The organism is Pseudomonas kitaguniensis, from assembly GCF_009296165.1.
GTDB lineage: Bacteria > Pseudomonadota > Gammaproteobacteria > Pseudomonadales > Pseudomonadaceae > Aquipseudomonas > Aquipseudomonas kitaguniensis.
In genome coordinates, this window is the sequence record NZ_VUAZ01000071.1 from 16,982 (window position 1) to 42,696 (window position 25,715).

General features: G+C 59.8%; 21 protein-coding genes and 4 pseudogenes. 17 read left to right on the plus strand and 8 right to left on the minus strand.

Annotated features, from left to right (window positions below; genetic code table 11):
- The first annotated feature begins 85 nt into the window (after positions 1-85).
- The 5 genes from F0169_RS13170 to purT all read left to right on the plus strand — a co-directional run bounded on the left by F0169_RS13170 (position 86) and on the right by purT (position 3,303).
- The gene (locus F0169_RS13170) at positions 86-688 is read left to right on the plus strand and encodes a CoA pyrophosphatase (RefSeq protein ID WP_058414817.1); all 603 of its coding nucleotides are present in this window, start codon (positions 86-88) and stop codon (positions 686-688) included.
- Between the two features lie 35 nt (positions 689-723).
- On the plus strand, positions 724-1,248 hold the full coding sequence (locus F0169_RS13175; RefSeq protein ID WP_152746776.1) for a gamma carbonic anhydrase family protein: 525 nt from the start codon (positions 724-726) through the stop codon (positions 1,246-1,248).
- Complete coding sequence (locus F0169_RS13180) at positions 1,245-1,460, plus strand: DUF1289 domain-containing protein (RefSeq protein WP_058414815.1); 216 nt, start codon at positions 1,245-1,247, stop codon at positions 1,458-1,460. The genes F0169_RS13175 and F0169_RS13180 overlap by 4 nt, the downstream gene beginning before the upstream one ends.
- 124 nt (positions 1,461-1,584) lie before the next feature.
- A complete protein-coding gene (locus F0169_RS13185) occupies positions 1,585-2,052 on the plus strand; it encodes a VUT family protein (protein WP_058414814.1) in 468 nt (155 codons plus the stop codon).
- 69 nt (positions 2,053-2,121) lie between these two features.
- Positions 2,122-3,303 (plus strand): formate-dependent phosphoribosylglycinamide formyltransferase, encoded by a 1,182-nt coding sequence (gene purT, locus F0169_RS13190; protein ID WP_152746777.1) that lies wholly within the window; start codon positions 2,122-2,124, stop codon positions 3,301-3,303.
- Positions 3,304-3,399: 96 nt separating this feature from the next.
- Here the strand turns inward: purT and F0169_RS13195 are convergent.
- From F0169_RS13195 to F0169_RS13205, 3 genes and pseudogenes are all read right to left on the minus strand, one after another.
- A pseudogene (locus F0169_RS13195) lies at positions 3,400-4,709 on the minus strand (MFS transporter).
- A 223-nt stretch (positions 4,710-4,932) separates the two neighbouring features.
- On the minus strand, positions 4,933-6,171 hold the full coding sequence (locus F0169_RS13200; RefSeq protein ID WP_152746778.1) for a transporter associated domain-containing protein: 1,239 nt from the start codon (positions 6,169-6,171) through the stop codon (positions 4,933-4,935).
- Positions 6,172-6,183: 12 nt separating this feature from the next.
- Positions 6,184-6,996 carry a cytochrome C assembly family protein gene (locus tag F0169_RS13205; RefSeq protein WP_058414810.1) on the minus strand — a complete coding sequence of 271 codons (813 nt, stop codon included), beginning with the start codon at positions 6,994-6,996 and terminating at the stop codon, positions 6,184-6,186.
- 234 nt (positions 6,997-7,230) lie between these two features.
- Here F0169_RS13205 and ffh point away from each other — a divergent pair, with 234 nt between their 5' ends.
- From ffh to thrC, 9 genes and pseudogenes are all read left to right on the plus strand, one after another.
- Positions 7,231-8,607 (plus strand): signal recognition particle protein, encoded by a 1,377-nt coding sequence (ffh, locus tag F0169_RS13210; protein ID WP_152746779.1) that lies wholly within the window; start codon positions 7,231-7,233, stop codon positions 8,605-8,607.
- 251 nt (positions 8,608-8,858) lie between these two features.
- Positions 8,859-9,110 carry a 30S ribosomal protein S16 gene (gene rpsP / locus F0169_RS13215; protein WP_003175899.1) on the plus strand — a complete coding sequence of 84 codons (252 nt, stop codon included), beginning with the start codon at positions 8,859-8,861 and terminating at the stop codon, positions 9,108-9,110.
- A gap of 5 nt (positions 9,111-9,115) precedes the next feature.
- Positions 9,116-9,652, plus strand: a complete 537-nt coding sequence (rimM, locus tag F0169_RS13220; protein WP_122250659.1) for a ribosome maturation factor RimM — start codon at positions 9,116-9,118, stop codon at positions 9,650-9,652.
- On the plus strand, positions 9,634-10,407 hold the full coding sequence (gene trmD, locus F0169_RS13225) for a tRNA (guanosine(37)-N1)-methyltransferase TrmD (RefSeq protein WP_152746780.1): 774 nt from the start codon (positions 9,634-9,636) through the stop codon (positions 10,405-10,407). Before rimM ends, trmD begins: the two co-directional genes overlap by 19 nt.
- Positions 10,408-10,452: 45 nt before the next feature.
- Positions 10,453-10,803, plus strand: coding sequence for a 50S ribosomal protein L19 (rplS, locus tag F0169_RS13230; RefSeq protein ID WP_003175895.1), 351 nt, complete (start codon positions 10,453-10,455; stop codon positions 10,801-10,803).
- A gap of 155 nt (positions 10,804-10,958) precedes the next feature.
- Positions 10,959-11,855 carry a site-specific tyrosine recombinase XerD gene (gene xerD / locus F0169_RS13235; protein ID WP_122250658.1) on the plus strand — a complete coding sequence of 299 codons (897 nt, stop codon included), beginning with the start codon at positions 10,959-10,961 and terminating at the stop codon, positions 11,853-11,855.
- Positions 11,856-12,020: 165 nt separating this feature from the next.
- Complete coding sequence (locus F0169_RS13240; protein ID WP_152746781.1) at positions 12,021-12,752, plus strand: thioredoxin fold domain-containing protein; 732 nt, start codon at positions 12,021-12,023, stop codon at positions 12,750-12,752.
- 130 nt (positions 12,753-12,882) lie between these two features.
- A pseudogene (locus F0169_RS13245) lies at positions 12,883-14,185 on the plus strand (homoserine dehydrogenase).
- A 102-nt stretch (positions 14,186-14,287) separates the two neighbouring features.
- Positions 14,288-15,696: pseudogene (gene thrC / locus F0169_RS13250) on the plus strand (threonine synthase).
- A 100-nt stretch (positions 15,697-15,796) separates the two neighbouring features.
- Here thrC and F0169_RS13255 read toward each other — a convergent pair.
- Positions 15,797-15,997, minus strand: coding sequence for a hypothetical protein (locus tag F0169_RS13255; RefSeq protein WP_152746782.1), 201 nt, complete (start codon positions 15,995-15,997; stop codon positions 15,797-15,799).
- A 312-nt stretch (positions 15,998-16,309) separates the two neighbouring features.
- On the opposite strand from F0169_RS13255, the gene F0169_RS13260 reads away from it, so the two are divergent.
- The gene (locus F0169_RS13260) at positions 16,310-16,594 is read left to right on the plus strand and encodes a DUF3509 domain-containing protein (protein WP_058414802.1); all 285 of its coding nucleotides are present in this window, start codon (positions 16,310-16,312) and stop codon (positions 16,592-16,594) included.
- A 170-nt stretch (positions 16,595-16,764) separates the two neighbouring features.
- On the opposite strand, the gene F0169_RS13265 is transcribed toward F0169_RS13260, so the two are convergent.
- Together F0169_RS13265 and F0169_RS13270 are read right to left on the minus strand one after the other, a co-directional pair.
- Positions 16,765-17,649, minus strand: a complete 885-nt coding sequence (locus F0169_RS13265; RefSeq protein ID WP_152746783.1) for a TIGR02285 family protein — start codon at positions 17,647-17,649, stop codon at positions 16,765-16,767.
- The gene (locus F0169_RS13270) at positions 17,649-18,848 is read right to left on the minus strand and encodes a CaiB/BaiF CoA transferase family protein (protein ID WP_152746784.1); all 1,200 of its coding nucleotides are present in this window, start codon (positions 18,846-18,848) and stop codon (positions 17,649-17,651) included. Before F0169_RS13270 ends, F0169_RS13265 begins: the two co-directional genes overlap by 1 nt.
- 149 nt (positions 18,849-18,997) lie before the next feature.
- Between F0169_RS13270 and F0169_RS13275 the strand changes: the two genes are divergently transcribed.
- Positions 18,998-19,540: a YaeQ family protein gene (locus F0169_RS13275; protein ID WP_099239823.1), complete on the plus strand. Its 543-nt coding sequence runs from the start codon at positions 18,998-19,000 to the stop codon at positions 19,538-19,540.
- 102 nt (positions 19,541-19,642) lie between these two features.
- Positions 19,643-21,350, plus strand: a pseudogene (recJ, locus tag F0169_RS13280) (single-stranded-DNA-specific exonuclease RecJ).
- 78 nt (positions 21,351-21,428) lie between these two features.
- On the opposite strand, the gene F0169_RS13285 reads toward recJ, so the two are convergent.
- Both F0169_RS13285 and mprF read right to left on the minus strand, forming a co-directional pair.
- Entirely contained in the window at positions 21,429-22,715 is a 1,287-nt protein-coding gene (locus tag F0169_RS13285) for a virulence factor family protein (RefSeq protein WP_058414797.1), read from the minus strand.
- Entirely contained in the window at positions 22,715-25,357 is a 2,643-nt protein-coding gene (gene mprF / locus F0169_RS13290) for a bifunctional lysylphosphatidylglycerol flippase/synthetase MprF (RefSeq protein WP_058414796.1), read from the minus strand. The genes F0169_RS13285 and mprF overlap by 1 nt, the downstream gene beginning before the upstream one ends.
- Positions 25,358-25,715 lie beyond the last annotated feature (358 nt).

Below are 25,715 nucleotides of genomic sequence, written 5' to 3' on the forward strand. Positions count from 1 at the left end.
TTTAACGACAGGCAGCGGGTTTTGGGGTTGGGCGCCCGCACGCTTTGGTGCATGATGCAAGGTAGCCAACAGACCGAGATGACTCATGCTGGACGAGCTCCTTCGCCGGGTAAGCAACCATACCCCGCACACTCTCGAAACCGACGGGCGCTTCCCCGAGGCTGCCGTGTTGGTGCCGATTACCCGCAGTGATGAACCTGAGCTGATCCTGACCCTGCGCGCCAGCGGCCTGTCGACCCACGGCGGCGAAGTGGCGTTCCCTGGCGGGCGCCGCGACCCTGAAGACCCCGACCTGATCTTTACCGCGCTGCGTGAGGCGCAGGAAGAAATCGGCCTGCCGCCGGGGCTGGTGGAAGTGATCGGCCCGTTAAGCCCGCTGATTTCATTGCATGGCATTCGTGTCACGCCTTTTGTCGGCGTCATCCCGGACTACGTCGAATACCTGGCCAACGACGCCGAAATCGCCGCGGTGTTCAGCGTGCCGCTGGAGTTTTTTCGCCAGGACCCGCGTGAACACACCCACCGCATCGATTACCAGGGCCGCAGTTGGTACGTGCCCAGCTATCGCTTCGGCGAATATAAAATTTGGGGCCTGACGGCGATCATGATTGTCGAGCTGATCAACCTGCTGTATGACGATGCCCACATCAGCCTGCACCAACCGCCCAAGAGCTTCATCACTACCTAAGCCATCGTTTGAATGGCGCGCCGTGAGGAAACACCATGAAATACCGCTTGGGCGACGCCCGCGTAGAGACTCATCCACACAGCTGGGTGGCCCCGAATGCCACGCTGGTGGGCAAGGTCAAGCTTGAGGAGGGCGCCAACGTGTGGTTCAACGCGGTATTGCGTGGCGATAACGAACTGATCCTGATCGGCAAGAACAGCAACGTGCAGGATGGCAGCGTGATGCACACCGACATGGGCTACCCGCTGACGCTGGGCACCGGCGTGACGATTGGCCATAACGCCATGCTGCATGGCTGCACCGTCGGCGACTACAGCCTGATCGGCATCAACGCGGTAATCCTCAATGGCGCCAGGATCGGCAAGCACTGCATCATCGGCGCCAATTCGCTGATCGGCGAGGGCAAAGAAATTCCCGACGGTTCTTTGGTGATGGGCTCGCCGGGCAAAGTTGTGCGTGAGCTGACCGAAGCGCAAAAACGCATGCTCGAAGCCAGCGCCGCGCACTATGTACACAACGCGCAGCGCTATGCGCGTGACCTGGTTGAGCAGGAACAATGAACCCGACCGAACGCCCCGTCGCCTCGCCGTGCGTGAGCATTTGCGCGCTGGATGATGACGATATTTGTACGGGCTGCCAGCGTAGTGTGGAGGAGATCACGCGTTGGAGCCGCATGGACAATGCCGAGCGCCGGGTGGTGCTGGGGTTGTGCCATGAGCGGGCGTTGGCGAGCGGGTTGGTGTGGATGATGCCGGGTAAATCCGGCGCCTGACAGACCGCTATCGCGAGCAAGCCCGCTCCTGTGGGAGGGGGCTTGCTCGCGATGAGGCCCCTGAAGACGACATATTCAGAAATGTGAAGTACCCTAGCCGGCTTGTTCACAGGTCCCGTCCGCCATGCTCTTCCTGATCGCTTACATCAGCAGTGTCGTGCTGATCAACTTCGCTTTTTCCACCGCCCCGCACCTGGATGTGATCTGGTCCGCGTGGGGCGGCCTGGTATTTATCTTGCGCGACATGGTGCAAACGCGCTTCGGCCATGGCGCGATCATCGCCATGTTGGCCGCGCTGGCGCTGTCGTACATCACCTCCGACCCGTCCATCGCGCTGGCCAGCGCCACCGCGTTCGGCGTGTCGGAGTGCATCGATTGGCTGGTGTTCAGCATCACCAAACGCCCGCTGCATGACCGCCTGTGGATAAGTTCGGCGCTGAGCATTCCTATCGATACCTTTATCTTTTTCGGCCTGATCGGCGCGCTGACGCCAGCGGTGGCAGGCACTGCATTGGTGTCCAAATTCGCCGGCGTGACGGTGGTGTGGCTGATCATGGCCTGGCGTATCCGCCAGCGCGCCGTCGCCAACTAAGGCCAATTTTTACAGTTCATGTAAAATGCCGGCCTTTCTCCCCATGATCCGCTCCCCTGAGGACCTGAGATGACCCGAATCGGAACTCCACTGTCGCCAACCGCGACCCGCGTTTTGCTGTGTGGCTGCGGTGAGCTGGGCAAGGAAGTGGTAATCGAGCTGCAACGCCTGGGCGTTGAAGTGATTGCCGTGGATCGCTACGCCAACGCGCCGGCCATGCAGGTTGCGCACCGCAGCCATGTGATCAACATGCTCGACGGCGCCGCCTTGCGTGCGGTGATCGAAGCGGAAAAGCCGCACTTCATCGTGCCGGAAATCGAAGCCATCGCCACCGCCACGCTGGTTGAACTGGAAGCCGAAGGCTTCACCGTGATCCCGACCGCGCGCGCCACCTCGCTGACCATGAACCGTGAAGGCATTCGTCGCCTGGCCGCTGAAGAACTGGACCTGCCGACTTCGCCGTACCACTTCGCCGACACCTTCGAAGACTACAGCAAGGCTGTGCAAGACCTCGGCTTCCCGTGCGTGGTCAAGCCGGTGATGAGTTCGTCGGGCAAGGGCCAGAGCCTGTTGCGCAGCACTGACGACGTGCAAAAAGCCTGGGAGTACGCTCAGGAGGGCGGCCGTGCCGGTAAAGGCCGCGTGATCATCGAAGGCTTCATCGACTTCGATTACGAAATCACCCTGCTGACCGTGCGTCACATCGGCGGCACCACCTTCTGCGCACCTGTCGGCCACCGTCAGGAGAAGGGCGACTATCAGGAATCCTGGCAGCCGCAAGCCATGAGCCCGATTGCCTTGGCGGAATCCGAGCGGGTTGCCAAAGCCGTGACTGAGGCACTCGGTGGCCGTGGCCTGTTTGGCGTGGAGCTGTTTATCAAGGGCGATCAAGTGTGGTTCAGCGAAGTCTCGCCGCGCCCACATGACACCGGTTTGGTGACCTTGATTTCTCAGGACCTGTCGCAGTTTGCCTTGCACGCTCGCGCCATTCTGGGCCTGCCGATTCCACTGATTCGTCAGTTCGGGCCTTCGGCGTCGGCGGTGATTTTGGTGGAAGGGCAGTCGACTCAGACTGCATTCGCCAACCTCGGCGCGGCGTTGAGCGAGCCGGACACGGCGTTGCGTCTGTTTGGCAAGCCGCAGGTGAACGGCCAGCGCCGCATGGGTGTGGCGTTGGCACGGGATGAGTCGATTGAAGCGGCGCGGGCCAAGGCTACGCGTGCTTCGAAGGCTGTTGTGGTAGAGCTCTAGAACCGCGTCGCTTGCATCGCGAGCAAGCCCGCTCCCACATTTTGAACTGTGAATGCTTTCAAATGTGGGAGGGGGCCTGCTCCCGATAGCGGTCTATCAGGCCACCTTGTTCAAATCATTATCACGCGTCTCTTTCAGGCACAGCACGGCAATCAAGCTGAGCAATGCCGCCGCCGACACATACCCGCCCACATAACTCAGCCCACCCATCGCCACCAGCTTGGTCGCGAAGAACGGTGCGGCCGATGCCCCTACAATCCCACCCAGGTTATACGCCGCCGACGCGCCGGTATAACGCACACGGGTCGGGAACAGTTCCGGCAACATCGCGCCCATCGGCGCGAAGGTTATGCCCATCAGGAACAGCTCCAATGCCAGGAATAACGCCACGGCCCACGTCGAGCCATGGGTCAGCAGCGGCTCCATGGTGAACCCCGACAAAATCGCCAGCACCGCGCCGACGATCAGCACCGGCTTGCGCCCGTAGCGATCACTGGCCAGTGCCGCCAGCGGTGTCGCCAGGCCCATGAACAACACGGCGAAACACAACAGCCCAAGGAAGGCTTCGCGGCTGTAACCCAGCGTCGAAACGCCGTAGCTCAGGGAGAACGCCGTGGTGATGTAGAACAGCGCATAGCACACCACCATCGACGCGGCGCCGAGTAACACCGGCAACCCGTGTTGGCTGAAGAGTTCCACCAGCGGCACTTTCACCGGCGCTTCGTTGGCCACGGCATGGGTGAACACCGGGGTTTCATGCAGCTTCAGCCGTGCATACAGGCCCACCATCACCAGCGCGGCGCTGAGGATGAACGGGATACGCCAGCCCCAACTGCGAAATTGCTCGTCGTTCAGGCTCATGGCCAATATCAGGAATAAGCCGTTGGCGGCCAAAAAACCAATCGACGGGCCGAGTTGCGGGAACATGCCGAACCAGGCGCGTTTGCCTTTGGGCGCGTTCTCGGTCGCCAGCAGCGCAGCGCCACCCCATTCGCCGCCAAGGCCCAACCCCTGGCCGAAGCGCAGCACACACAAGAGGATTGGCGCCCAGGCGCCGATGCTGTCATAACCCGGCAGCAAGCCGATCAGCGTGGTGCACACGCCCATCAGCAGCAAGGATGCGACCAATGTGGATTGCGCCCGATACGATCGCCGAAGTGGCCGAACAGCGCCGAACCCAGCGGGCGGGCGATAAAGGCGATGCCGAAGGTCAGGAACGACGCGAGCATTTGCGCGGTGCCGGAGGTCTGCGGAAAGAACACGGGGCCAATCACCAGCGCTGCCGCGGTGGCGTAGATATAGAAGTCGTAAAACTCGATGGCGGTGCCGACGATGCTCGCGGTAGCAACCCGTGCGGTCGAGTTGAGCGGGGCGGCGGGCGCGGCCTCGTTATAGGTGCTGCTCATTGAGGTATCCCTGAAGGTCATTGCGCGTTTGGACGCGGATTATTATTGGTCGAACACCCATGGGTCAGGGTTGTGCGCCGTGCGGCTCGGGATGGGAGCAAACACGCGGTGGGGCAGGGCCGGTAAGCCGCCCCGATTATAGGAAGGGGTGTGCGCATACAACAAGGGCAGTGTGGGAGGGAGCAAGCCCCCTCCCACATTGGACTGAGTCGTGTCAGTCAGGTCAGGCAGCCACCGGCACTCGGCTGGTGTGCCAGATCAGCACTTTGCTGACGCGGTTGTCCTCGGTTTCGAGGATTTCCAGGCGGTAGCGGCCAATTTTCAGGCATACCGCGCAGTCCGGAATAGTCTCCAGCGCTTCGGTCACCAGGCCGTTAAGGGTTTTGGGGCCGTCACTCGGCAGGTGCCAACCGAGGCTTTTATTCAGCTCGCGGATCGACGCGGCGCCGTCGATGATGTAGCGGCCGTCGGGCTGCGCTTCAATATGCGGGTTGTCTGCACTCTGTTCACTTTCGAATTCGCCGACGATTTCTTCAAGGATGTCTTCGAGCGTAACAATGCCCAGCACTTCGCCGTACTCGTCCACCACCATGCCCAGGCGGCGTTGCTGTTTGTGAAAATTCAGCAATTGCAACTGCAACGGCGTGCTTTCCGGGACGAAGTAGGGTTCGTGGCAGGCGGCCAGCAAGGCTTCTTTGCTCAGCGTGGCCTCGGGCAGCAGGTGTTGAATCTGCCGCGTATTCAGCACGGCCTGCACCTGGTTAATGTCGCTGTGGAACACTGGCAGGCGAGTGCGCTGGGAGGTGCGCAGTTGTTCGATGATGTCCTCGATCGGGTCGTCCAGGTTGATGCCGTCTACTTCGCTGCGCGGCACCAGGATGTCGTTAACCGTGATGTTGTCCAGCGCATGAATGCCGGGCATGCCAGGCGTGCGGTCGTCGTCTGCGTCGGGCTGCGGTTCATCGTCATGCTCGGGCAACGGCTCGTCGCTGTTTTTCACCGTGCCGGATTTGCGCGCAAAGGGGCGCAGCAACAACAGGCTGATGCCATTGAGCAACCAGGCCAGCGGGTAGAGCATTTTCAACGGCACGCCCAACAGCGTGTTGCCAAAACCCAGCACCGCTTGTGGGTGGTGAGTCGCCAAAGCGCGCGGCAGGTAATCGGCCAGCACCAGCAGCACGGCGCAGGAGATCAGCCAGCCTAGCCATGGGCCATTTTGCGCCCAGGCGTAAATCGCCAGCAGGGTGCACAAAATCACCACTGCAGCGCGACACAAGCTGTTGCACAGAATCAGGCTATGACGTGGGAAGTTCAGGCGGGCGGCGGCTTTGTCACCCTGGCGTGTACCGGGGCGCAGGGCCAGCAGGTGTTGTTGCGCGGCTTCGATGGCGGTAAACAGCGCCGCCCACAAAACCAGCAAAGCGATTACCGCGAGCATCGGCCCAAGGGGCAAGTTGTCCATGATTGCTGCCCGTCAGATATGCAGGATGTATTCGCGAACCAGCTTGCTGCCGAAATAGGCCAGCATCAGCAGGCAGAAACCGGCCAGGGTCCAACGTATCGCCTTGTGCCCGCGCCAGCCGAGGCGGTTACGGCCCCACAGCAACACGCTGAACACTACCCAGGCCAGGCACGCCAGCAGGGTTTTGTGCACAAGGTGCTGGGCAAACAGGTTTTCGACGAACAACCAGCCGGAAATCAGCGACAGCGACAGCAGCGTCCAGCCGGCCCAGAGGAACCCGAACAGCAGGCTTTCCATGGTTTGCAGCGGCGGGAAGTTCTTGATCAGCCCGGACGGGTGCTTGTTTTTAAGTTGATGGTCTTGCAGCAACAGCAGCAATGCCTGGAATACTGCGATGGTAAACATGCCGTAGGCGAGGATCGACAGTAGTATATGCGCGAGGATGCCCGGCTCTTCATCAATCACCTGCACGGTGCCGGTCGGCGCAAATTGCGCCAGCAACACCGTCAGCATGCCCAGCGGGAACAGCAGCACCAGCAGGTTTTCGACGGGGATGCGATAGCAGGCCAGCAGGGTCAGCGCGATCACGGCGGCGGCGATCAGGCTGGCGGCGCTGAAAAAATCCAGGCCCAGGCCGACCGGCGTCATCAAGTGGGTAAACAGGCTGGCGGCGTGGGCCAGCAGGGCGACGACGCCAAGGCCCACCAACAGACGTTTATCCGCTTTGGTGCCTTGGGCCAGACGAGTGCCCTGATAGAGAGTCGCAGCGGCATACACAATGGCGGCGGCGAGGCTGGGTAGCAAACTGGGTGACAAGGGGAGCATAAATCCTGATAGACAAGCCCGAAAGGCGCTGAGTTTGGCACACACCAACGCTGCACGAAAGACTCCCGGGCCAGACAGCGGGTGTGCACAGGCGCAGTCTTCGCTATAATCCGCGACCTGCCCACGCCGCAGGCTCGCCGAGCGCTGTTTTTAATAGCGATTTACCACAGCCTCGGCCGCCATTACCTCGGTCTACCGATGCACTTCGATGAATAGGGCCTGAAAGGATCGCGCATGTTTGAAAACCTGACTGACCGTCTCTCGCAGACGCTGCGCCACGTAACCGGCAAGGCCAAGCTGACCGAGGACAATATTAAAGACACCCTGCGTGAAGTGCGCATGGCGTTGCTGGAAGCCGACGTGGCGTTGCCTGTGGTCAAGGACTTCGTCAACTCGGTCAAAGAACGTGCGGTCGGCACCGAAGTGTCGCGCAGCCTGACCCCGGGCCAGGCCTTTGTGAAGATCGTGCAGGCCGAACTCGAAAGCCTGATGGGCGCGGCCAACGAAGACTTGAACCTCAGCGCCGTGCCGCCTGCCGTCGTACTGATGGCGGGTCTGCAAGGTGCGGGTAAAACCACCACCGCCGGCAAACTGGCGCGCTTCCTTAAAGAGCGCAAAAATAAAACCGTGATGGTGGTGTCGGCCGACGTTTACCGTCCGGCGGCGATCAAGCAGTTGGAAATGCTCGCCAGCGAAGTCGGCGTGACCTTCTTCCCGTCCGACCTGAGCCAAAAGCCGGTCGACATCGCCACCGCTGCGATTAAAGAAGCCAAGCTCAAGTTCATCGACGTGGTTATTGTCGATACCGCCGGTCGCCTGCACATCGACGAAGAGATGATGGGCGAGATCAAGGCGCTGCATGCCGCGATCAACCCGGTCGAGACGCTGTTTGTGGTCGACGCCATGACCGGCCAGGATGCGGCCAACACCGCCAAGGCCTTCGGTGACGCACTGCCGCTGACCGGCGTTATCCTCACCAAGGTCGACGGCGATGCCCGTGGCGGTGCCGCGCTGTCGGTGCGGGCCATCACCGGCAAGCCGATCAAGTTCATCGGTATGGGCGAGAAGAGCGAAGCGCTCGAACCGTTCCACCCAGAGCGTATCGCCTCGCGCATCCTCGGCATGGGCGACGTGCTCAGCCTGATCGAACAGGCTGAAGCCACGCTCGACAAGGACAAAGCCGACAAACTGGCTAAAAAGCTCAAGAAGGGCAAAGGCTTCGACCTCGAAGACTTCCGTGACCAACTGCAACAAATGAAGAACATGGGCGGCCTCGGCGGCCTGATGGACAAGCTGCCGAACATCGGCGGTGTGAATCTGGCGCAAATGGGCAATGCCCAGGGCGCGGCAGAGAAGCAGTTCAAGCAGATGGAAGCCATCATTAACTCCATGACGCCGGCCGAGCGCCGTGACCCTGAGCTGATCAGTGGTTCGCGCAAACGTCGTATCGCCATGGGCTCCGGTACTCAGGTGCAGGACATCGGTCGCTTGATCAAGCAGCACAAGCAGATGCAGAAAATGATGAAGAAATTCTCCGCAAAAGGCGGAATGGCCAAAATGATGCGCGGCATGGGCGGTATGTTGCCCGGCGGCGGCATGCCGAAAATGTAAAGAATTCGAGCGGGGGCCTAGCTCCTGCTCCGACCCACAAGGATGTGGGATCTCCAGCAAACCCGCAGTTAGCGGGAGCTGACCAGCCGTTTTAACCGACGGCTCTATAGCAGATCTGAGTGGCACGCTGATAGGCGCCAGAAAAAGACATTTGCAAAAGTCCGGATATTCCTTAGAATATGCGGCCTTTCGGGCACCTATGCCCGCTGTGCATTTAGATTTGCAGCACCGACTACAGGAACGATGTTCACATGCTAACAATCCGTCTTGCCCTTGGCGGCTCCAAAAAGCGCCCGTTTTACCACTTGACCGTAACCGACAGCCGCAACCCGCGCGACGGTTCGCACAAGGAACAGGTTGGTTTCTTCAACCCTGTTGCTCGTGGTCAAGAAGTTCGTCTGTCCGTGAACCAAGAGCGCGTAGCCTACTGGCTGAGCGTTGGTGCACAGCCATCCGAGCGCGTTGCAAAACTGTTGAAGGACTCGGCTAAGGCCGCAGCCTGAGCAATATGAACGCGACGCCAACTGTTGCTGATGATTTGATCGTTATCGGCAAGATTTACTCTGTTCATGGCGTTCGCGGCGAAGTGAAGGTGTATTCCTTTACTGATCCGACTGAAAACCTGTTGCAGTACAAAACCTGGACGCTTAGGCGCGAAGGCAGTGTGAAACAGGTCGAGCTGGTCAGTGGACGCGGGAGCGACAAGTTCCTGGTCGCAAAGCTCAAGGGTCTTGATGATCGTGAAGAAGCGCGTCTTCTGGCCGGTTATGAGATCTGCGTGCCGCGCAACCTGTTCCCTGAATTGACCGACGGCGAGTACTACTGGTACCAGCTGGAAGGTCTGAAGGTTATTGATCAACTCGGGCAATTGTTCGGGAAAATCGATCACCTTCTGGAAACCGGCGCCAATGATGTAATGGTGGTCAAGCCTTGCGCTGGCAGCCTGGATGATCGCGAACGCCTGTTGCCGTATACCGAGCAATGCGTGTTGGCTATCGACCTGGCAGCGGGCGAGATGAAGGTGGAATGGGACGCGGACTTCTAAGCGTGGCTAATTTGCGCATTGAAGTGATCAGTTTGTTTCCCGAGATGTTTTCCGCCATCAGCGAGTACGGCATCACCAGTCGGGCGGTGAAACAGGGGCTGTTGCAGCTTACCTGTTGGAACCCGCGAGACTACACGACGGATCGGCATCACACTGTGGACGATCGCCCATTTGGCGGTGGCCCGGGCATGGTGATGAAGATCAAGCCCCTGGAAGACGCATTGGTTCAGGCCAAGGCCGCCGCCGGGGAGAAGGCGAAGGTAATTTACCTGTCCCCTCAAGGCCGTCAGCTGAAACAGGCTGCGGTACGCGACATGGCGAATGAGGAAGCATTAATCCTGATTGCCGGTCGCTATGAAGGCATTGACGAGCGGTTTATTGAAGCTCATGTCGATGAAGAGTGGTCGATTGGGGACTATGTTCTGTCTGGCGGCGAGCTGCCGGCGATGGTCCTGATAGATGCGGTTACACGACTGCTGCCTGGAGCTTTAGGGCATGCGGACTCCGCGGAGGAAGATTCCTTCACGGATGGTTTGCTGGATTGCCCGCACTACACCCGACCGGAGGTGTATGCGGATCAGCGTGTTCCCGACGTATTGCTAAGTGGCAATCACGCACACATCCGGCGTTGGCGTTTACAGCAGTCCCTTGGTCGGACCTATGAACGACGCGCCGATCTTCTGGAAAGCCGCTCGCTTTCTGGAGAAGAGAAGAAGCTGCTCGAGGAATACATCCTCGCGCGGGACGATAGTTAACAACGTATCGATGGTAGGTCCATTGACTTACCTTAGGAGCACAGCATGACTAACAAAATCATCCTTGCACTCGAAGCAGAGCAGATGACCAAAGAAATCCCTACCTTTGCCCCGGGCGACACTATTGTCGTTCAGGTGAAAGTGAAGGAAGGCGACCGTTCGCGTCTGCAAGCGTTCGAAGGTGTTGTTATCGCCAAGCGTAACCGCGGCGTAAACAGTGCTTTCACCGTGCGTAAAATCTCCAACGGTGTTGGCGTAGAGCGTACTTTCCAGACCTACAGCCCGCAAATCGACAGCATGGCCGTTAAACGTCGCGGTGACGTACGTAAAGCCAAGCTGTACTACCTGCGTGACCTGTCTGGTAAAGCAGCTCGCATCAAGGAAAAACTGGCTTAAGCCCAGCTTCCCGATGCAGAAAAAAGCAGCCTACGGGCTGCTTTTTTGTGCCTGAAATTTGTCACTTTGCCGTTCATCCAGGTATTCCCCCTGTGGCAGCGGGCTTGCTCGCGATAGGATGTCACCGACAACACCTCTTCCACGCTTGAGCGCCTATGCCCGCCATCGACCACCCGCTGATTGACCGTTTCCTCGATGCCCTGTGGCTGGAAAAAGGCCTGTCCGACAACACCCGTCAGGCCTATCGCAGCGACTTGGCCCTGTTCAACGGCTGGATGCAGGAGCAAAACCTCGAACTGATCAATGCCGGCCGTGAGCTGATCCTCGATCACTTGGCCTGGCGCCTGGAGCAGCACTACAAACCCCGTTCGACTGCGCGTTTTCTTTCCGGCGTGCGTGGTTTCTATCGCTACCTGTTGCGCGAGAAACTGATCGCCGTCGACCCGACGCTGCAAGTCGATATGCCGCAACTCGGTAGGCCATTGCCAAAATCCCTGTCGGAAGCTGACGTGGATGCCTTGCTCGCCGCGCCCGACTTGAGCGAGGCTATCGGCCAGCGCGACCGCGCCATGCTTGAGGTGCTGTACGCCTGTGGCTTGCGGGTCACCGAGTTGATCAGCCTGACCCTGGAGCAAATCAACCTGCGCCAAGGCGTGCTGCGCGTGATGGGCAAGGGCAGCAAGGAGCGGCTGGTGCCGATGGGCGAGGAGGCAATCGTCTGGGTCGAGCGCTATATGCGTGATGCCCGCAGTGAATTGCTCGGCGGGCGGCCCAGCGATGTGCTGTTCCCCAGCCTGCGCGGCGAACAGATGACCCGTCAGACGTTTTGGCACCGTATCAAGCACCAGGCCAAGGTCGCCGGGATCAGCAAGAGCCTTTCGCCGCACACGTTGCGCCATGCGTTCGCCACGCATTTGCTCAACCACGGCGCTGATCTGCGGGTGGTGCAAATGCTGCTCGGGCACAGCGACTTATCCACCACGCAGATTTACACCCATGTGGCGCGGGCACGTCTGCAAGAGATGCACGCCAAACATCATCCGCGCGGGTAAAAGTCTGTCGGAAAAGGCCCAATTTGCTTGTCGCAGTCTGCCCCCCGGCCCAACTGTGGTAGGCTTCGCCGGTTAGTTAAGGGGACGGTCTGACTTGTGTTTACAGCGCCTGGTTTACCTATCGGTGTTGCGCACCCGTCCCTGCATCTGCCTTCAGGAGTTCCCATGCGCGTGACCCAGATTATTGCCGCCGCAGCGATTGCGTTGGTTTCCACCTTTGTCGTCGCCGACGACGCTGCCGAGCAAACCATTCGCAAGAGCCTGGCCGCGCTGCAGCTCGACACGCCGATCGAAAGCATCAGCACCAGCCCGATGGCCGGCCTGTATGAAGTCAAGCTCAAGGGCAGCCGCGTGCTGTACGCCAGTGCCGATGGCCAGTACATCGTTCAGGGCTACTTGTTCCAGTTGAAAGACGGCAAGCCGGTCAACCTCACCGAGCAAGCCGAGCGCTTGGGCGTGTCCAAGCTGATCAACGGTATTCCGGTGGCTGAAACCGTGGTTTACCCAGCGATCGGCGAAACCAAAACCCACATCACGGTGTTCACCGACACCACCTGCCCGTATTGCCACAAGCTGCACGCCGAAGTGCCCGCGCTGAACAAGCTGGGTGTGGAAGTGCGCTACGTAGCCTTCCCGCGCCAGGGCCTGGGTTCGCCCGGCGACGAGCAGTTGCAGGCGGTATGGTGCTCGACCGACAAAAAAGCGGCGATGGACAAGATGGTCGATGGCAAGGATATCAAGGCGGCCAAATGCGCCAACCCGGTTTCCAAGCAGTTTGCCTTGGGCCAGTCAATCGGTGTGAACGGTACTCCGGCCATCGTTTTAGCTGACGGTCAGGTGATTCCGGGCTACCAGCCTGCACCACAAGTTGCCAAACTGGCACTGGGCGCTAAATAAACCAGCATCGTCGAGCCTTTGACGATCATGGCCCGCCGACAGATCGACGGGCCATTAATTGAAAGCCGCAGTGATGCGGCTGTTTTTCCGCGACCGACCCAGCGTCGGTCGTTTCATGGGGAGTTCTTCAGTGAAACCGGTCAAAGTTGGCATCTGTGGGTTAGGGACCGTCGGTGGCGGCACCTTTAACGTACTTCAGCGTAATGCTGAAGAAATTTCCCGCCGTGCAGGGCGCGCGATTGAAGTGGCGCAAATTGCCACACGCTCGCCAAAGCCTCAGTTCCAAACGACCGGTATTGCGATTACCAACGATGTTTTCGCCATTGCCACCAACCCTGAAATCGACATCGTCATCGAACTGGTCGGCGGCTACACCGTCGCCCGTGAGCTGGTGCTCATGGCCATCGAAAACGGCAAGCATGTGGTCACCGCCAACAAGGCGCTGATCGCCGTGCACGGCAACGAAATCTTCGCCAAGGCGCGTGAGAAGGGTGTGATCGTTGCGTTCGAGGCCGCTGTGGCAGGTGGTATTCCGGTGATCAAGGCGATCCGTGAAGGCCTGTCGGCCAACCGTATCAATTGGGTCGCCGGCATCATCAATGGCACCGGTAACTTCATCCTCACTGAAATGCGCGAAAAAGGCCGCACGTTCGAAGACGTGTTGGCCGAAGCCCAGGCGCTGGGTTATGCCGAGGCCGACCCGACGTTTGACGTGGAAGGCATCGACGCGGCGCACAAGCTGACCATCCTGGCGTCCATTGCCTTTGGTATTCCGCTGCAGTTCGACAAGGCCTACACCGAAGGCATCACCAAGCTGACCACTGCCGACGTGAACTACGCCGAAGCCTTGGGTTACCGCATCAAGCACTTGGGCGTAGCGCGCAGCACATCGGCCGGTATCGAGCTGCGTGTGCACCCGACGCTGATCCCGGCTGACCGCCTGATCGCCAACGTCAACGGTGTGATGAACGCGGTGATGGTCAATGGCGACGCTGCCGGTTCGACCCTGTTCTACGGCGCCGCGCGGCATGGAACCGACCGCGTCGTCGGTGATTGCCGACCTGGTGGACGTGGTTCGCGCCATGACCAGCGACCCGGAAAACCGCGTGCCGCACCTGGCCTTCCAGCCGGATTCGCTGTCGGCCCACCCGATCCTGCCGATCGAGGCGTGCGAAAGTGCTTACTACCTGCGCATTCAGGCCCAGGACCATCCGGGTGTGTTGGCTCAGGTTGCCAGCATCCTGTCGGAGCGCGGCATCAACATCGAGTCGATCATGCAGAAGGAAGTCGAGGAGCAAAACGGCCAGGTGCCGATGATCCTGCTGACCCATCGCGTGCTTGAGCAGCACATGAACGACGCCATCGCCGCCCTGGAAGCCCTGCAAGGCGTGGTCGGCCCGGTGGTGCGGATTCGCGTCGAACATCTAAATTAATTCAGCTGCAAGCGCAGGCGGCAGGCCTCAAGTAGAAGCAAATCTGCTTTAACTTGAAGCGTGTCACTTGCAGCTTGAAGCTCAAACCAAAGGTTTGCTCCTATGCGTTACATCAGCACCCGCGGCCAGGCACCGGCCCTGAATTTCGAAGACGTTTTGCTCGCAGGCCTTGCCACTGATGGCGGCCTGTATGTACCGGAAAACCTGCCACGCTTCACCCAGGAAGAAATCGCTTCCTGGGCTGGCCTGCCGTACCACGAGCTGGCGTTCCGGGTAATGCGCCCGTTCGTCACCGGCAGCATTCCGGATGCGGATTTCAAAAAGATTCTTGAAGAGACCTACGGCGTATTTTCCCACAGCGCTATCGCCCCGTTGCGTCAACTGAACGGCAACGAATGGGTGCTTGAGCTGTTTCACGGCCCGACCCTGGCGTTCAAGGACTTCGCTCTGCAACTGCTCGGTCGCTTGCTCGATTACGTGCTGGAGAAGCGCGGCGAGCGCGTGGTGATCATCGGCGCGACCTCCGGTGATACCGGCTCGGCGGCCATCGAAGGCTGCAAGCACTGCGAGAACGTCGACATCTTCATCCTGCACCCGCACAAGCGCGTGTCTGAGGTGCAGCGTCGCCAGATGACCACCATTTTGGTGAGAACATCCACAACATCGCCATCGAAGGCAACTTCGATGACTGCCAGGAAATGGTCAAGAACAGCTTCGCCGACCAGAGCTTCCTCAAAGGCACACGTTTGGTGGCAGTGAACTCGATCAACTGGGCGCGGATCATGGCCCAGATCGTCTACTACTTCCACGCGTCCCTGCAGTTGGGCGGCCCGGCGCGTTCGGTGTCGTTCTCGGTGCCGACCGGCAACTTCGGCGATATTTTTGCCGGTTACCTGGCGCGCAACATGGGGCTGCCGATCAACCAGTTGATCGTTGCCACCAACCGCAACGACATCCTGCATCGCTTCATGAGCGGCAACCAGTACGCCAAAGAGACCTTGCACGCAACGCTGTCGCCGTCGATGGACATCATGGTCTCGTCGAACTTCGAACGCCTGTTGTTCGACATGCACGGTCGCAACGGTGCAGCGATTGCCGGTTTGATGGACACTTTCAAGCGCGGTGGCGGCTTCAGCGTCGAACAAGAGCGCTGGACCGAAACCCGCAAGCTGTTCGACTCCCTGGCCGTGGACGATGCGCAGACCTGCGAAACCATCGCCGAGGTTTACGCCCAGACCGGCGAGCTGCTGGACCCGCACACCGCTATTGGCGTGAAGGCCGCACGCGAATGCCGTCGTAGCCTGGACATACCCATGGTGATCCTGGGCACTGCCCACCCGGTAAAATTCCCGGAAGCGGTGTTGAAGGCTGGCGTTGGCAAGGCGCTGGAATTGCCCGAGCACCTGGTTGACCTGTTTGAGCGTGAAGAGCGCTGCACCGTGCTGGCGAACGACCTGAAGGCTGTGCAGGCGTTTGTCAGCCAGCATGGCAACCGGGGTAAGCCGTTGTAAGGCAAACCGCTCGCGCCTTGGCGCAGACAAGAACGCCGCTTTCCCTTCCTTGGGTCAGCGGCGTTTTTCGTTGTTGGCAGGCCCGGCTGTGCTCAGTCGGTTACGTAAGTATTTTAATGGCGAGGGCCACCACTGAGCTGAACACTGTAAACATGGCCATGACGACTCCCAGCGGGTACCAGAAATTTTCACGGGTTATTTTGTGGGCTTCGGCGTTGAGTTTTCGTTGCTCCGCATAGATGCGTGATATGTCAGCGTGAATTTTTTCTATTACAGCCTGCTCTTTGTCGTGTTGCAGCATCATCTTCATCCTTCTTGATAGGGCCTTTTGACATGCGCTCTGCCTGCCAGGCAGGTCGGTCGGTGCTCACTGAGTATAGGATTCGCCTACGGTCTCGGCGCCCTGCAACCCCCAAAACAACCGCCCATTGCGTAAGCAGTTATGTGGATGCGTTTTCTGATTGTCATGTTGCAAGCGCATGCTGGTTCTCGTCACTCCCCGAAGGCCGCACAAAGACGAAAAAGCGAACTTTCCTACGTCATAACCAGTCACTTAGGAGAGATGCAGCTCCCGTTGAAACGCATGTTTGCGAACTATTGAGTGGTGATCGAAATGGAAAGTATCAGCCTATTGCTCGAAGAAGCACTGAGCCCTTATCAGGTTACGCTGACCACCTGCGGTGCGCAGGGCGATTGCCTGGTGACGGTGAAGAGCCCTGCTGGCGCCATTGTGGTCGAGCGCGAAGTCGACCAGGCGCAATTGATGGATAAACGTGTACTCGTGGATGTGGTCGACTGCTTGCTGCGTGACCTGAAAATTGCCGAAGGCCGCCTGGAGCCTTCCGTCATTGCAGCCTTGCGCAATGCTGCGCAAACCCGCGGCGGCGCCTTGGCATGAAGAATTGTTTAATCGAGGAAACTTCCTGCAGCATGGCCGGTCAGATTTCGTAACAGCAAGAGCAAACATTGTGCTCCGGTGTTTGTGGCTTGTTGTACTGGTCATTGTAGGCCACGTTTAACCCCGAAGTGTCTCCCCACGCTTCGGGGTTTCTTTTTGCCTGCGATTTGTCAGGGCTCCGGGGAATCTTGGAAAAAGCTCGGGTTGTCGAGCAAGTAGCGTTCCCGCATGACCGGGTCCAACCATGCAGCGTAGGATTGCTGCAGCTGTTGCTGGGGGATGTCGCTTAACACCTGATTGATTCGCTGCATGGCGTCGCGACCTTGAGGCGTGTCTGAGCAACCGATATGCGTAAGCTGGTAAGGCGCAGAGCCTTTGATGGGATAGAACATCAGGTCGTGGGCGGCGATGTCCTGTTGCGCAGCGTGGTAGCGGATTTCCGACGCGTAACCCAACACCACCTCCAGTCGCCCCAGACGCTGCATTTGCAACAGGCTGCCCAGCGCATCATTGCCGTAATGCAGGGCCAATGTGTCTGCGGCGGCGCCTTTGAGCTGGTCGTCGATGAAGGGGCCATAGCTTCGTTCGGCGGTGGCGCCAACGCGCGCGTCAGGCGAGTCGAGAAAGGCCTGCAGGTCAAAGTGGCCCTCGACAATAAACGGCGCCATTTTATCTAACTGGCTGCGTCGCACTGTTACGCCGTTGGCCACCGAGACGTAAGCCAAGTCGGAAAACACCATGTACTTGGCCCGGTCCGCTGTCCACAGCACTGACGGATCACAGGTGAGCGTGGGGTCGCGCAGCATTTGAATGCTGCGGGCACGGTTGACGTGCATGACTTGGTGGCGGTATTCCGGCAGACGCTTGGTGAGCATCAATAACAGTTGGTCCAGCGCGCCCTGACCCTTCTGTGGCCCCTCAAAAAGCGTGATGGGCGGCAGGTCGCGCAGCAACCAGATCAATGTGTCTTCGGCCTGTGCCGAGAGCGGCAATATTGCGCCTATCGCACCGGCTAGGCACAGAGGAAGGAGTCGTCGTCTGCGCGGACTGGCCATCAGATCGCGCCATCCTCACGCAAACGCTTGATGGCTGCGGCGTCGTAACCCAGCGCGTTGAGCAGCACGCTGTTGTGCTCGCCCAGTTGCGGCCCAACCCATTCACAACTGCCCGGTGTATCCGAGAGTTTGGGCACGATCCCGGGCATCTTGAAGTCCTTGCCACCCGGCAGCTTGGCCTGAAGAAACATCTCCCGCGCCAGAAACTGCGGGTCACCCAGCATGTCTTCGGCGCTGTAAATGCGGCTGGCGGGTACTTCGGCTTGGTTGAGCTGCTCAACCACGTGGTCCACCGGCAGCGAATTGACCCAGCGATCAATCACGCCGTAAAGCTCATCGCGGCGGGTGTCACGTCCGTCATTGCTGGCCAATTGCGCGTCGTTGGCCAAGTCTTCACGGCCGATTGCCAACATGAAGCGTTTGAAGATCGCGTCACCGTTGGCACCGATTTGCACGTGCTTGCCATCAGCACTGGTGTGGATGGAGGAGGGCGTAATACCCGGCATGATGTTGCCGGTGCGCTCGCGAATAAACCCGAACACGTCGAACTCCGGGATCATGCTTTCCATCATCGCGAAAATAGCCTCATACAGCGCCACATCCACCACTTGGCCGAGGCCGCCGTTGACTTCACGATGACGCAGCGCCATCAGCGCGCCGATCACGGCCCACAACGCCGCAATCGAGTCGCCGATGGAAATTCCGGTGCGCACCGGCGGGCGGTCGGCGAACCCGGTGATGTAACGCAAGCCGCCCATGGACTCACCCACCGCGCCAAACCCCGGCTGGTCTTTCATCGGCCCGGTCTGGCCAAACCCCGAGAGGCGCACCATCACCAGCTTCGGGTTCAGTGCGTGCAAGGTTTCCCAGCTCAAACCGAGCTTTTCCAGCACGCCGGGGCGAAAGTTTTCGATCAGAATGTCGGTGTCTGCCAGCAACTGTTTAAGAATCGCCAGGCCGTCCGGATGCTTGAGGTTAAGCGTCAGCGACTTTTTGTTGCGTGCCTGTACAAACCACCACAGCGACGTACCTTCATACAACTTGCGCCATTTACGCAGTGGGTCGCCGCCGTCCGGGGATTCGACCTTGATCACGTGCGCGCCGAATTCGGCGCAGATGCGTGAGGCAAAGGGGCCAGCGATCAGGGTGCCCAGCTCGACGACTTTCAGGCCAGCAAGTGGTTTGGCATTAATCGACATGAGGTTCCTCATCAAACGAACGGCGGTGGTGTGATGCCTTTTAACATAGGCGAGTTACGCAGGTATAAGGATGATGCAGCGCAGTATTCGTTGAATGACCTCGCCATCGGTTAGACTGGCCGCCTTTCCCTGTCTCTAGAAGCCCGTTCATGGCCCAGCCGTCCACGACCTACAAATTCGAACTGAACCTCACCGACCTCGACCGTTCGGTGTACGAGAGCGTCAAACAGACCATCGCCCGCCACCCTTCCGAAACCGAAGAGCGCATGACAGTGCGTCTGCTGGCCTACGCGCTGTTTTACAACGAGCAGTTGGCGTTCGGTCGTGGCCTGTCAGATGTGGACGAACCGGCGCTGTGGGAAAAAAGCCTGGATGATCGGGTTTTGCACTGGATCGAAGTCGGTCAGCCCGACGCTGATCGCCTGACCTGGTGTTCGCGCCGTACCGAACGCACCAGTTTGCTGGCTTACGGCAGCCTGCGCGTGTGGGAAGGCAAAGTAGTGCCCGTGGCCAAAAACCTGAAAAACGTGCACATCGCCGCTGTGCCGCAGGAAATCCTCGAAACCCTGGCCAAGGACATGCCTCGCGTTATCAAGTGGGACGTGATGATCAGTGAAGGCACACTCTTCGTCACCGATGACCGTGGCCAGCATGAAGTGCAGCTGGAATGGCTCGTCGGCGAGCGCGACTGAATAGAAGCAGCTGCAAGCTACGAGCTTGAAGCTTGAAGCTTGAAGCTTGAGGCTTGAGGCTTAAACCTTACCTTTCCCCTACAGAGAACTCCCCGACGTCCCATGCGTATTGATCCTCGCCCGTTGCCCGCTGTACTGCCGTTTCTCGGTGAATTGCCGCCGCTGTTGACCCGTCTCTACGCCGCGCGCGGGGTGCAGTCGGAAGCCGAGCTGGACAAGAGCCTGGCGCGGTTGATTCCCTACCAGCAGCTCAAGGGCATCGATGCGGCGGTGGACCTGTTGGTGACGGCCCTGGAGCAGCGCCAGCGCATCCTGATCGTCGGTGACTTCGACGCCGACGGGGCCACTGCCAGCGCGGTCGGTACACTGGGCCTGCGTTTGCTCGGTGCGGCGCATGTCGACTACCTGGTGCCGAACCGCTTTGAGTACGGCTATGGCCTGACCCCGGAAATCGTCGCGGTAGCTCTGCAGCGTGAGCCGCAGTTGCTGATCACCGTGGACAACGGCATTTCCAGCGTCGAAGGCGTGGCGGCGGCCAAAGCGGCGGGGTTGCAGGTGTTGGTCACCGACCACCACTTGCCGGGCGATGAATTGCCGGCGGCAGACGCCATCGTCAACCCGAACCAGCCCGGTTGTGAGTTCCCCAGCAAGGCGCTGGCCGGTGTCGGCGTGATCTTCTACGTGCTGATGGCCTTGCGCGCGCGTTTGCGCAGCCTGGGCTGGTATGACAGCAAGCCCCAGCCGAACATCGGTGAACTGCTCGACCTGGTGGCGCTGGGCAGCGTCGCCGACGTGGTGCCGCTGGACGCCAACAACCGCATCCTGGTCTATCAAGGCCTTGAGCGTATTCGCGCCGTCGCGCTCGGCCCGGCATCAAGGCGATTCTCGAAGTCGCCAACGCGACCATGCGCGCATTACCTCCACCGACCTCGGTTTTATTCTGGGGCCACGGCTCAACGCCGCCGGGCGCCTGGATGATATGAGCCTGGGCATCGAATGCCTGCTCACCACTGACGTTGCGGCCGCACGCGAGATGGCTGCGCAGCTTGACGGCATGAACCAGGACCGCAAATCCATCGAACAAGGCATGCAGCGCGAGGCGCTCGCCCAGCTCAAGGACTTGCCGGTGGAGTCGATGCCTTACGGCTTGTGCCTGTTCGACCCGGAATGGCACCAAGGCGTGATCGGTATTCTGGCCTCGCGCATGAAAGAGCGTTACTTCCGCCCGACCATCGCCTTTGCGGATGCCGGTGATGGCTTGCTCAAGGGCTCTGGGCGCTCCGTGCAGGGTTTTCACATCCGTGATGCGTTGGCGGTAGTGGCAAGCCAGCACCCCAACCTGATCGCCAAATACGGCGGCCACGCGATGGCGGCGGGTTTGACGCTGCCTGAAGCGAATTTCCCGTTGTTTGCCGAAGCCTTTGATGCCGAAGTGCGTCGGCAACTGCGTGAAGAAGACCTCACCGGGCGCCTGCTGACCGATGGCACGCTGGCGGTGGAAGAGTTTCATCTGGAGCTGGCGCGCGCACTGCGACATGCCGGGCCGTGGGGGCAGCATTTCCCCGAGCCGCTGTTTCACGGTGTGTTTCAGTTGGTGGAGCAGCGCGTGGTAGGCGAAAGGCACCTTAAAGTGGTGCTCAAGAGCGAATGCGGGTCTGTGAAGCTTGATGGCATTGCGTTTGGCGTGGACCGTGAGGTCTGGCCCAACCCGACGGTGCGTTGGGTTGAATTGGCCTACAAGCTGGACGTGAACGAGTTTCGTGGGCAGGAAACCGTGCAACTGATGATTGCGCACATCGAACCGCGCTAGTTATTTACCACGCCCCAAAACCAACTGTGGGAGGGACCAAGGTCCCTCCCACATTTTTGATTGATGCAAACCTCAGGCTTACTCGGTTTTATCCTTGGCCTGATGCTTCACGATGATGTCCACCAAACGCTTGGCCAGCGCCGGGTAGTTTTCATCAAAGTGATGCCCGCCGGGCAGCTTCATCGCCTCACCAACAGCGGTCTTGTCGGTGCAGCCGCTCTCGTCGACTTCTTCGGCACCGTAGATGCACACCACTTTGTCAGCCGGCAGCTTGGCCATTTCCGGGCCGGTAGCGGCTTCTTTGCCGGCATTGCCCAGCCAGCCTTCCACTTCGATTTCAAAGCTGCCGGTGCGCGCGAACGCGAGCAGAATGATGGCATCGACGCGTTGCTGTTCGTTTTCCGGCAAGCGGTTGTAGATCGCCGGCAGTACGTCGGCACCGAACGAATAACCGGTCAGCACGAAGCGCTTGGTGCCCCACTTCTGACGGTAATGCTGCATCAGTTCGGTGAGGTCTTTGGCGCTTTGTTCCGGGGTTTTGTGCTGCCAGTAGTAGCGCAGGGTGTCGATGCCGACCACCGGGTAGCCGATCTTGGCCATTTCACCGGCCACGTCGCGGTCCAGGTCACGCCAGCCGCCGTCACCGGAAAGGAACAGCGTAACAGTGTCTTTGGCCTGGCCAGCCGGTACTTCGACCACAGGAATCGCCAGGCCGCCGTTGTCCGAACCGACAAGCTGCTTGCGCAGTTCGTTGTTCAGCACTTGCGGGTAGTGAATGTCGTAGTCGCTGATGCTGGTGGTCGCGCGCGGTGTGTCGCGTACGAAACTGGCGCTTTCATCGTCCGGGTTATCGTTCCACGCCACCAGCCAATTGCCATGCGCGGCGGTTTTCGGCAGCGGGTCCTTGCACCCTTCCTGCACCAACGCGAAGCCAACAGAGATCGCGTTGGCCTTGTCGTCGTTCTGCGTGGCCAGCCAGCGCCAGGCGAGTGCCGCGCCAGGGCCGATGCCGCTGACCAGCGTCGCCGGGCCTTTAAGTTGGGCCAGTGCACTTTGCAAGGCTTGTTCTTGTAACGCACAGTCATCTTTGGGCAGGATCACTTGAACAATTTGCGCCGCGCCGCCTTGGCTCAGCGCGATCAGTTGGCTGTCGGTAAGGGTTTCATCGGCCATAACGGCCACCGCCACACGGGCTTTGGCAGTGCCTGCCGGGGTGACGCGGGTCATCACCGAACCGTCGGCCTGGGCCAGTTGCTCCAGAGCCGGTTGCGCGGCAGGGCGCTTCATGTACCAGAAGCCACCCGCCGAGATCAGCGCAAGCAGCACCACAAGGGCTAAGACATACCGCCAGGAGCGTCGAATCATCAGCGTTTCACCAATCCAGTCAAGCCGCCCGCAATCAGGGCGGCGGTATCAGCCAGTGCCACCAGCGGATCAAGTCCTGCGGGCACGGCCATATAACGGGGTTCCCAGTCAGGCTGGAACTTGTCTTTGAAGCGGCGTAAACCTTGGAAGTTATACAGTTGCTCGCCACGGCGGAACACCATCGAACCCAGGCGCTGGGTCAGTGGCGCGCCACGTCGTGGTTGCAGGCCCGACAACGGCACCATGCCGAGGCTGAAGCGGGCGTAGTCGTGGTTCTTATAATGTTGAATCAGGCCGACCATCATAAATTCCATGGTCAGCTTTGGCGCGTCAGGGTGCGCACGCATCAAGTCGAGGCTGGCCAGGTCGTGATTGTAGGTCTCGAGCAGGTTGGCGAACGCCACCGTGCGCCCTTCGAAGCGAATGATAGCGATGCGAAAGTGCTTGAGGTAGTCGTCGCTGAAGCGGCCCAGGGAGAAGCCCTTTTCGCGCACGTTCTTGCCGGTCAGCCAGGCATCCGAGATCACTTTGAGTTCGTCCATCGGCGCATGGCCCGGCTCGAAGATCTCCAGTGACAGACCGTCCCGCGTGCCCCGGTTCCAGGTGTAGCGCAGGTCCTTCATCTCTTTGCCCTTGGCTTCCAGGTCAAAGCGTTTCAGGTCGACGCGGGCTTCTTCGCCCAGCTTGATCGCGGTGAGGCCGATGTCCATGTAGTACGGCAGGTTCTCGGCGCGCACCTGATAGAACACCGGGCGGGCGTGATGGATGTCGCACAGGTCGCGGAACTGCCAGATCATCTCGGCGCGCGGTTGCGTTGGCCCAATCGGGTCGTACAACGCCACCAGGCTGCGACCGCGGCGCGCGTACATCAGAAAGGCTTCGTCGTTGGGGTGAAACAGCAGCGCCTTGTCACCGGTCAGCGCCAGGCCGCCATCGGGTTGGGACGAGGCCATCAGAATTTTAGTCGCGCGGGCCAGTTCGTCCGGTGTCGGCAAGTGGATGATCGGGCGTGCAGTGCGCAGCAGCCAGGTCAGCGACACAATCACCAGCAGCACCGCTGCACCCAGCAATGAGCGCAAGCCACGTGGGGCGTTGGCGTCGAGGGTGAACTGCCACCACAGTTGGTGGCTGTACGGCACGTCTTGATAGGCAAACAGCAGCAGCCAGATCGAAGCGCCCAGCACACACACGCTGGCCACCAGGTACAGCGGCGAAAATGGCAGCTCGGTCAGGCGGCTGGCGCGGTAGAACGAGCGACGGAAGATCGCCAGCAACACCGCGGTCATGATCATCAAGCTGGCTTCTTCCCAGTCGAAGCCTTTGAGCAACGACAGCAGGGCGCCGGTCAGCAGCAGCACCATGGTCAGCATCCAGGCAGCCGACAAGCGTCGACGCAGGCCTTGAGCGAGCAACAGGCACAACACACCGATCAGGCTGGCACCAAAGTGCGAGGCATCAATCAGGCGGTGGGGAATCAGGAAGCCGATGTTTTCCAGGCGTGAGTCGATTTCTGGCGTGGCGCCGGAAAACAGCAGAACCACGCCTGACAAAAAAACCAGCACGGCCAGCACTGGTGCGGCCAGGCCCGAGGCAACCCGCAAACTTTGCTGGGTCTGGAACAGGCGCTGAGCTTCGTTGACCAGCAGGAACACGCAGGCGATCAGCAGCGGCAGCACCACGTAGATCATCCGGTACAGCAGCAGGGCGGCAGCCAACGGCGCGGCACCGAGTTTGTCGGCGAATGCCGCCAGCAGAATCGCTTCAAACACACCGACGCCGCCCGGTACATGGCTGAGTACGCCTGCGGCCAGGGCCAGCAGGTACACCAGCAGGAACGGGCCGAACGGCGGCGCTTCGGGCAGCAGCATATAAAGGACGGTGGCGGCAGCGGCGACGTCCAGCGCGGTGATGATCAGTTGCAGGAAGGTCAGGCGGCGGCCGGGCAGGCGCAGGGTGCGACGCCCAGCCTTGACCAACAGGTTGTCCGGGTAAGGTTGTTCCGGCAAACGGCGACGATAAATGCCGATGCACAGCGCGGCCGACAACAGCAGCACCGCACCGGCAATGCCACCGAGCAAGCCTTGCGATAAATGCAGGTAAGTCGATGCAGCCGGCAAGTTGCTCAGCGTGGCCAAGGCGGCCAGCGGCGGCAGGGCAGTGCCGAGGGCCAGGCTGGCGAACACGGTCATGTGCGCCACTTCCGAAGCCCCGATGCCATGGCGTGCATATAAACGGTAGCGCACCGAACCGCCCGAGAGCATCGATAGACCGATGGCATTGCCGATGGCGAAGGCAGTGAAGCCACCCAGGGCCAGGGTCTTGGCAGGCAGTTTTACCCCGGCGTAGCGCGCGCCGGAGAATTCATAGCCCAGCAGAATGATAAAACCTGCGACGGCCGCGCCAAACGCACCCAGCAGGGCGGGCTTTGGCACTTCCAGTATCGAGTCGTGGAGGGCGTAGAGGTCCAGCTCCAGCAGCAAGTGTCGGCAGGCGATCAGGGCTATTGCGAACAGCAACAGGGTAACGCCCAGCCCGATGGGCTGACGGTACTTGCTCAACAGATCCAGCCAACGCAAACGGGTGGGAGTGATCGGTTGTGTCGCTGTGACAGTGTCTTGTGGTTCAGACGAGTTGGCGCGCATCAATCACCTCGTGGATTGTGCGCGACAGGATGGAGGTATCCAGCCAAGTTACCAATCCCTATGGACAAAATAATTACAAATATTAACGCTTATCGCCGGGTGGGGCGACAGCGGCCATTGGTCGTAGAGGGTAGCGCTTGAGCATTGAGCATAGCTTGCAATGACATGGACTCTACAAACCGCATACGGTTTCATGAAAGATGCCATGCCATTGTTTCAGAAGAAGCTTTTTTTATCAGATTACAAAAAAACTCTTTCGTAGTAGCCTTTTTTTGATGTTTTGGTTGCGGGAGCCGGATTTTGAACCGACGACCTTCGGGTTATGAGCCCGACGAGCTACCAGACTGCAGCTTACGTA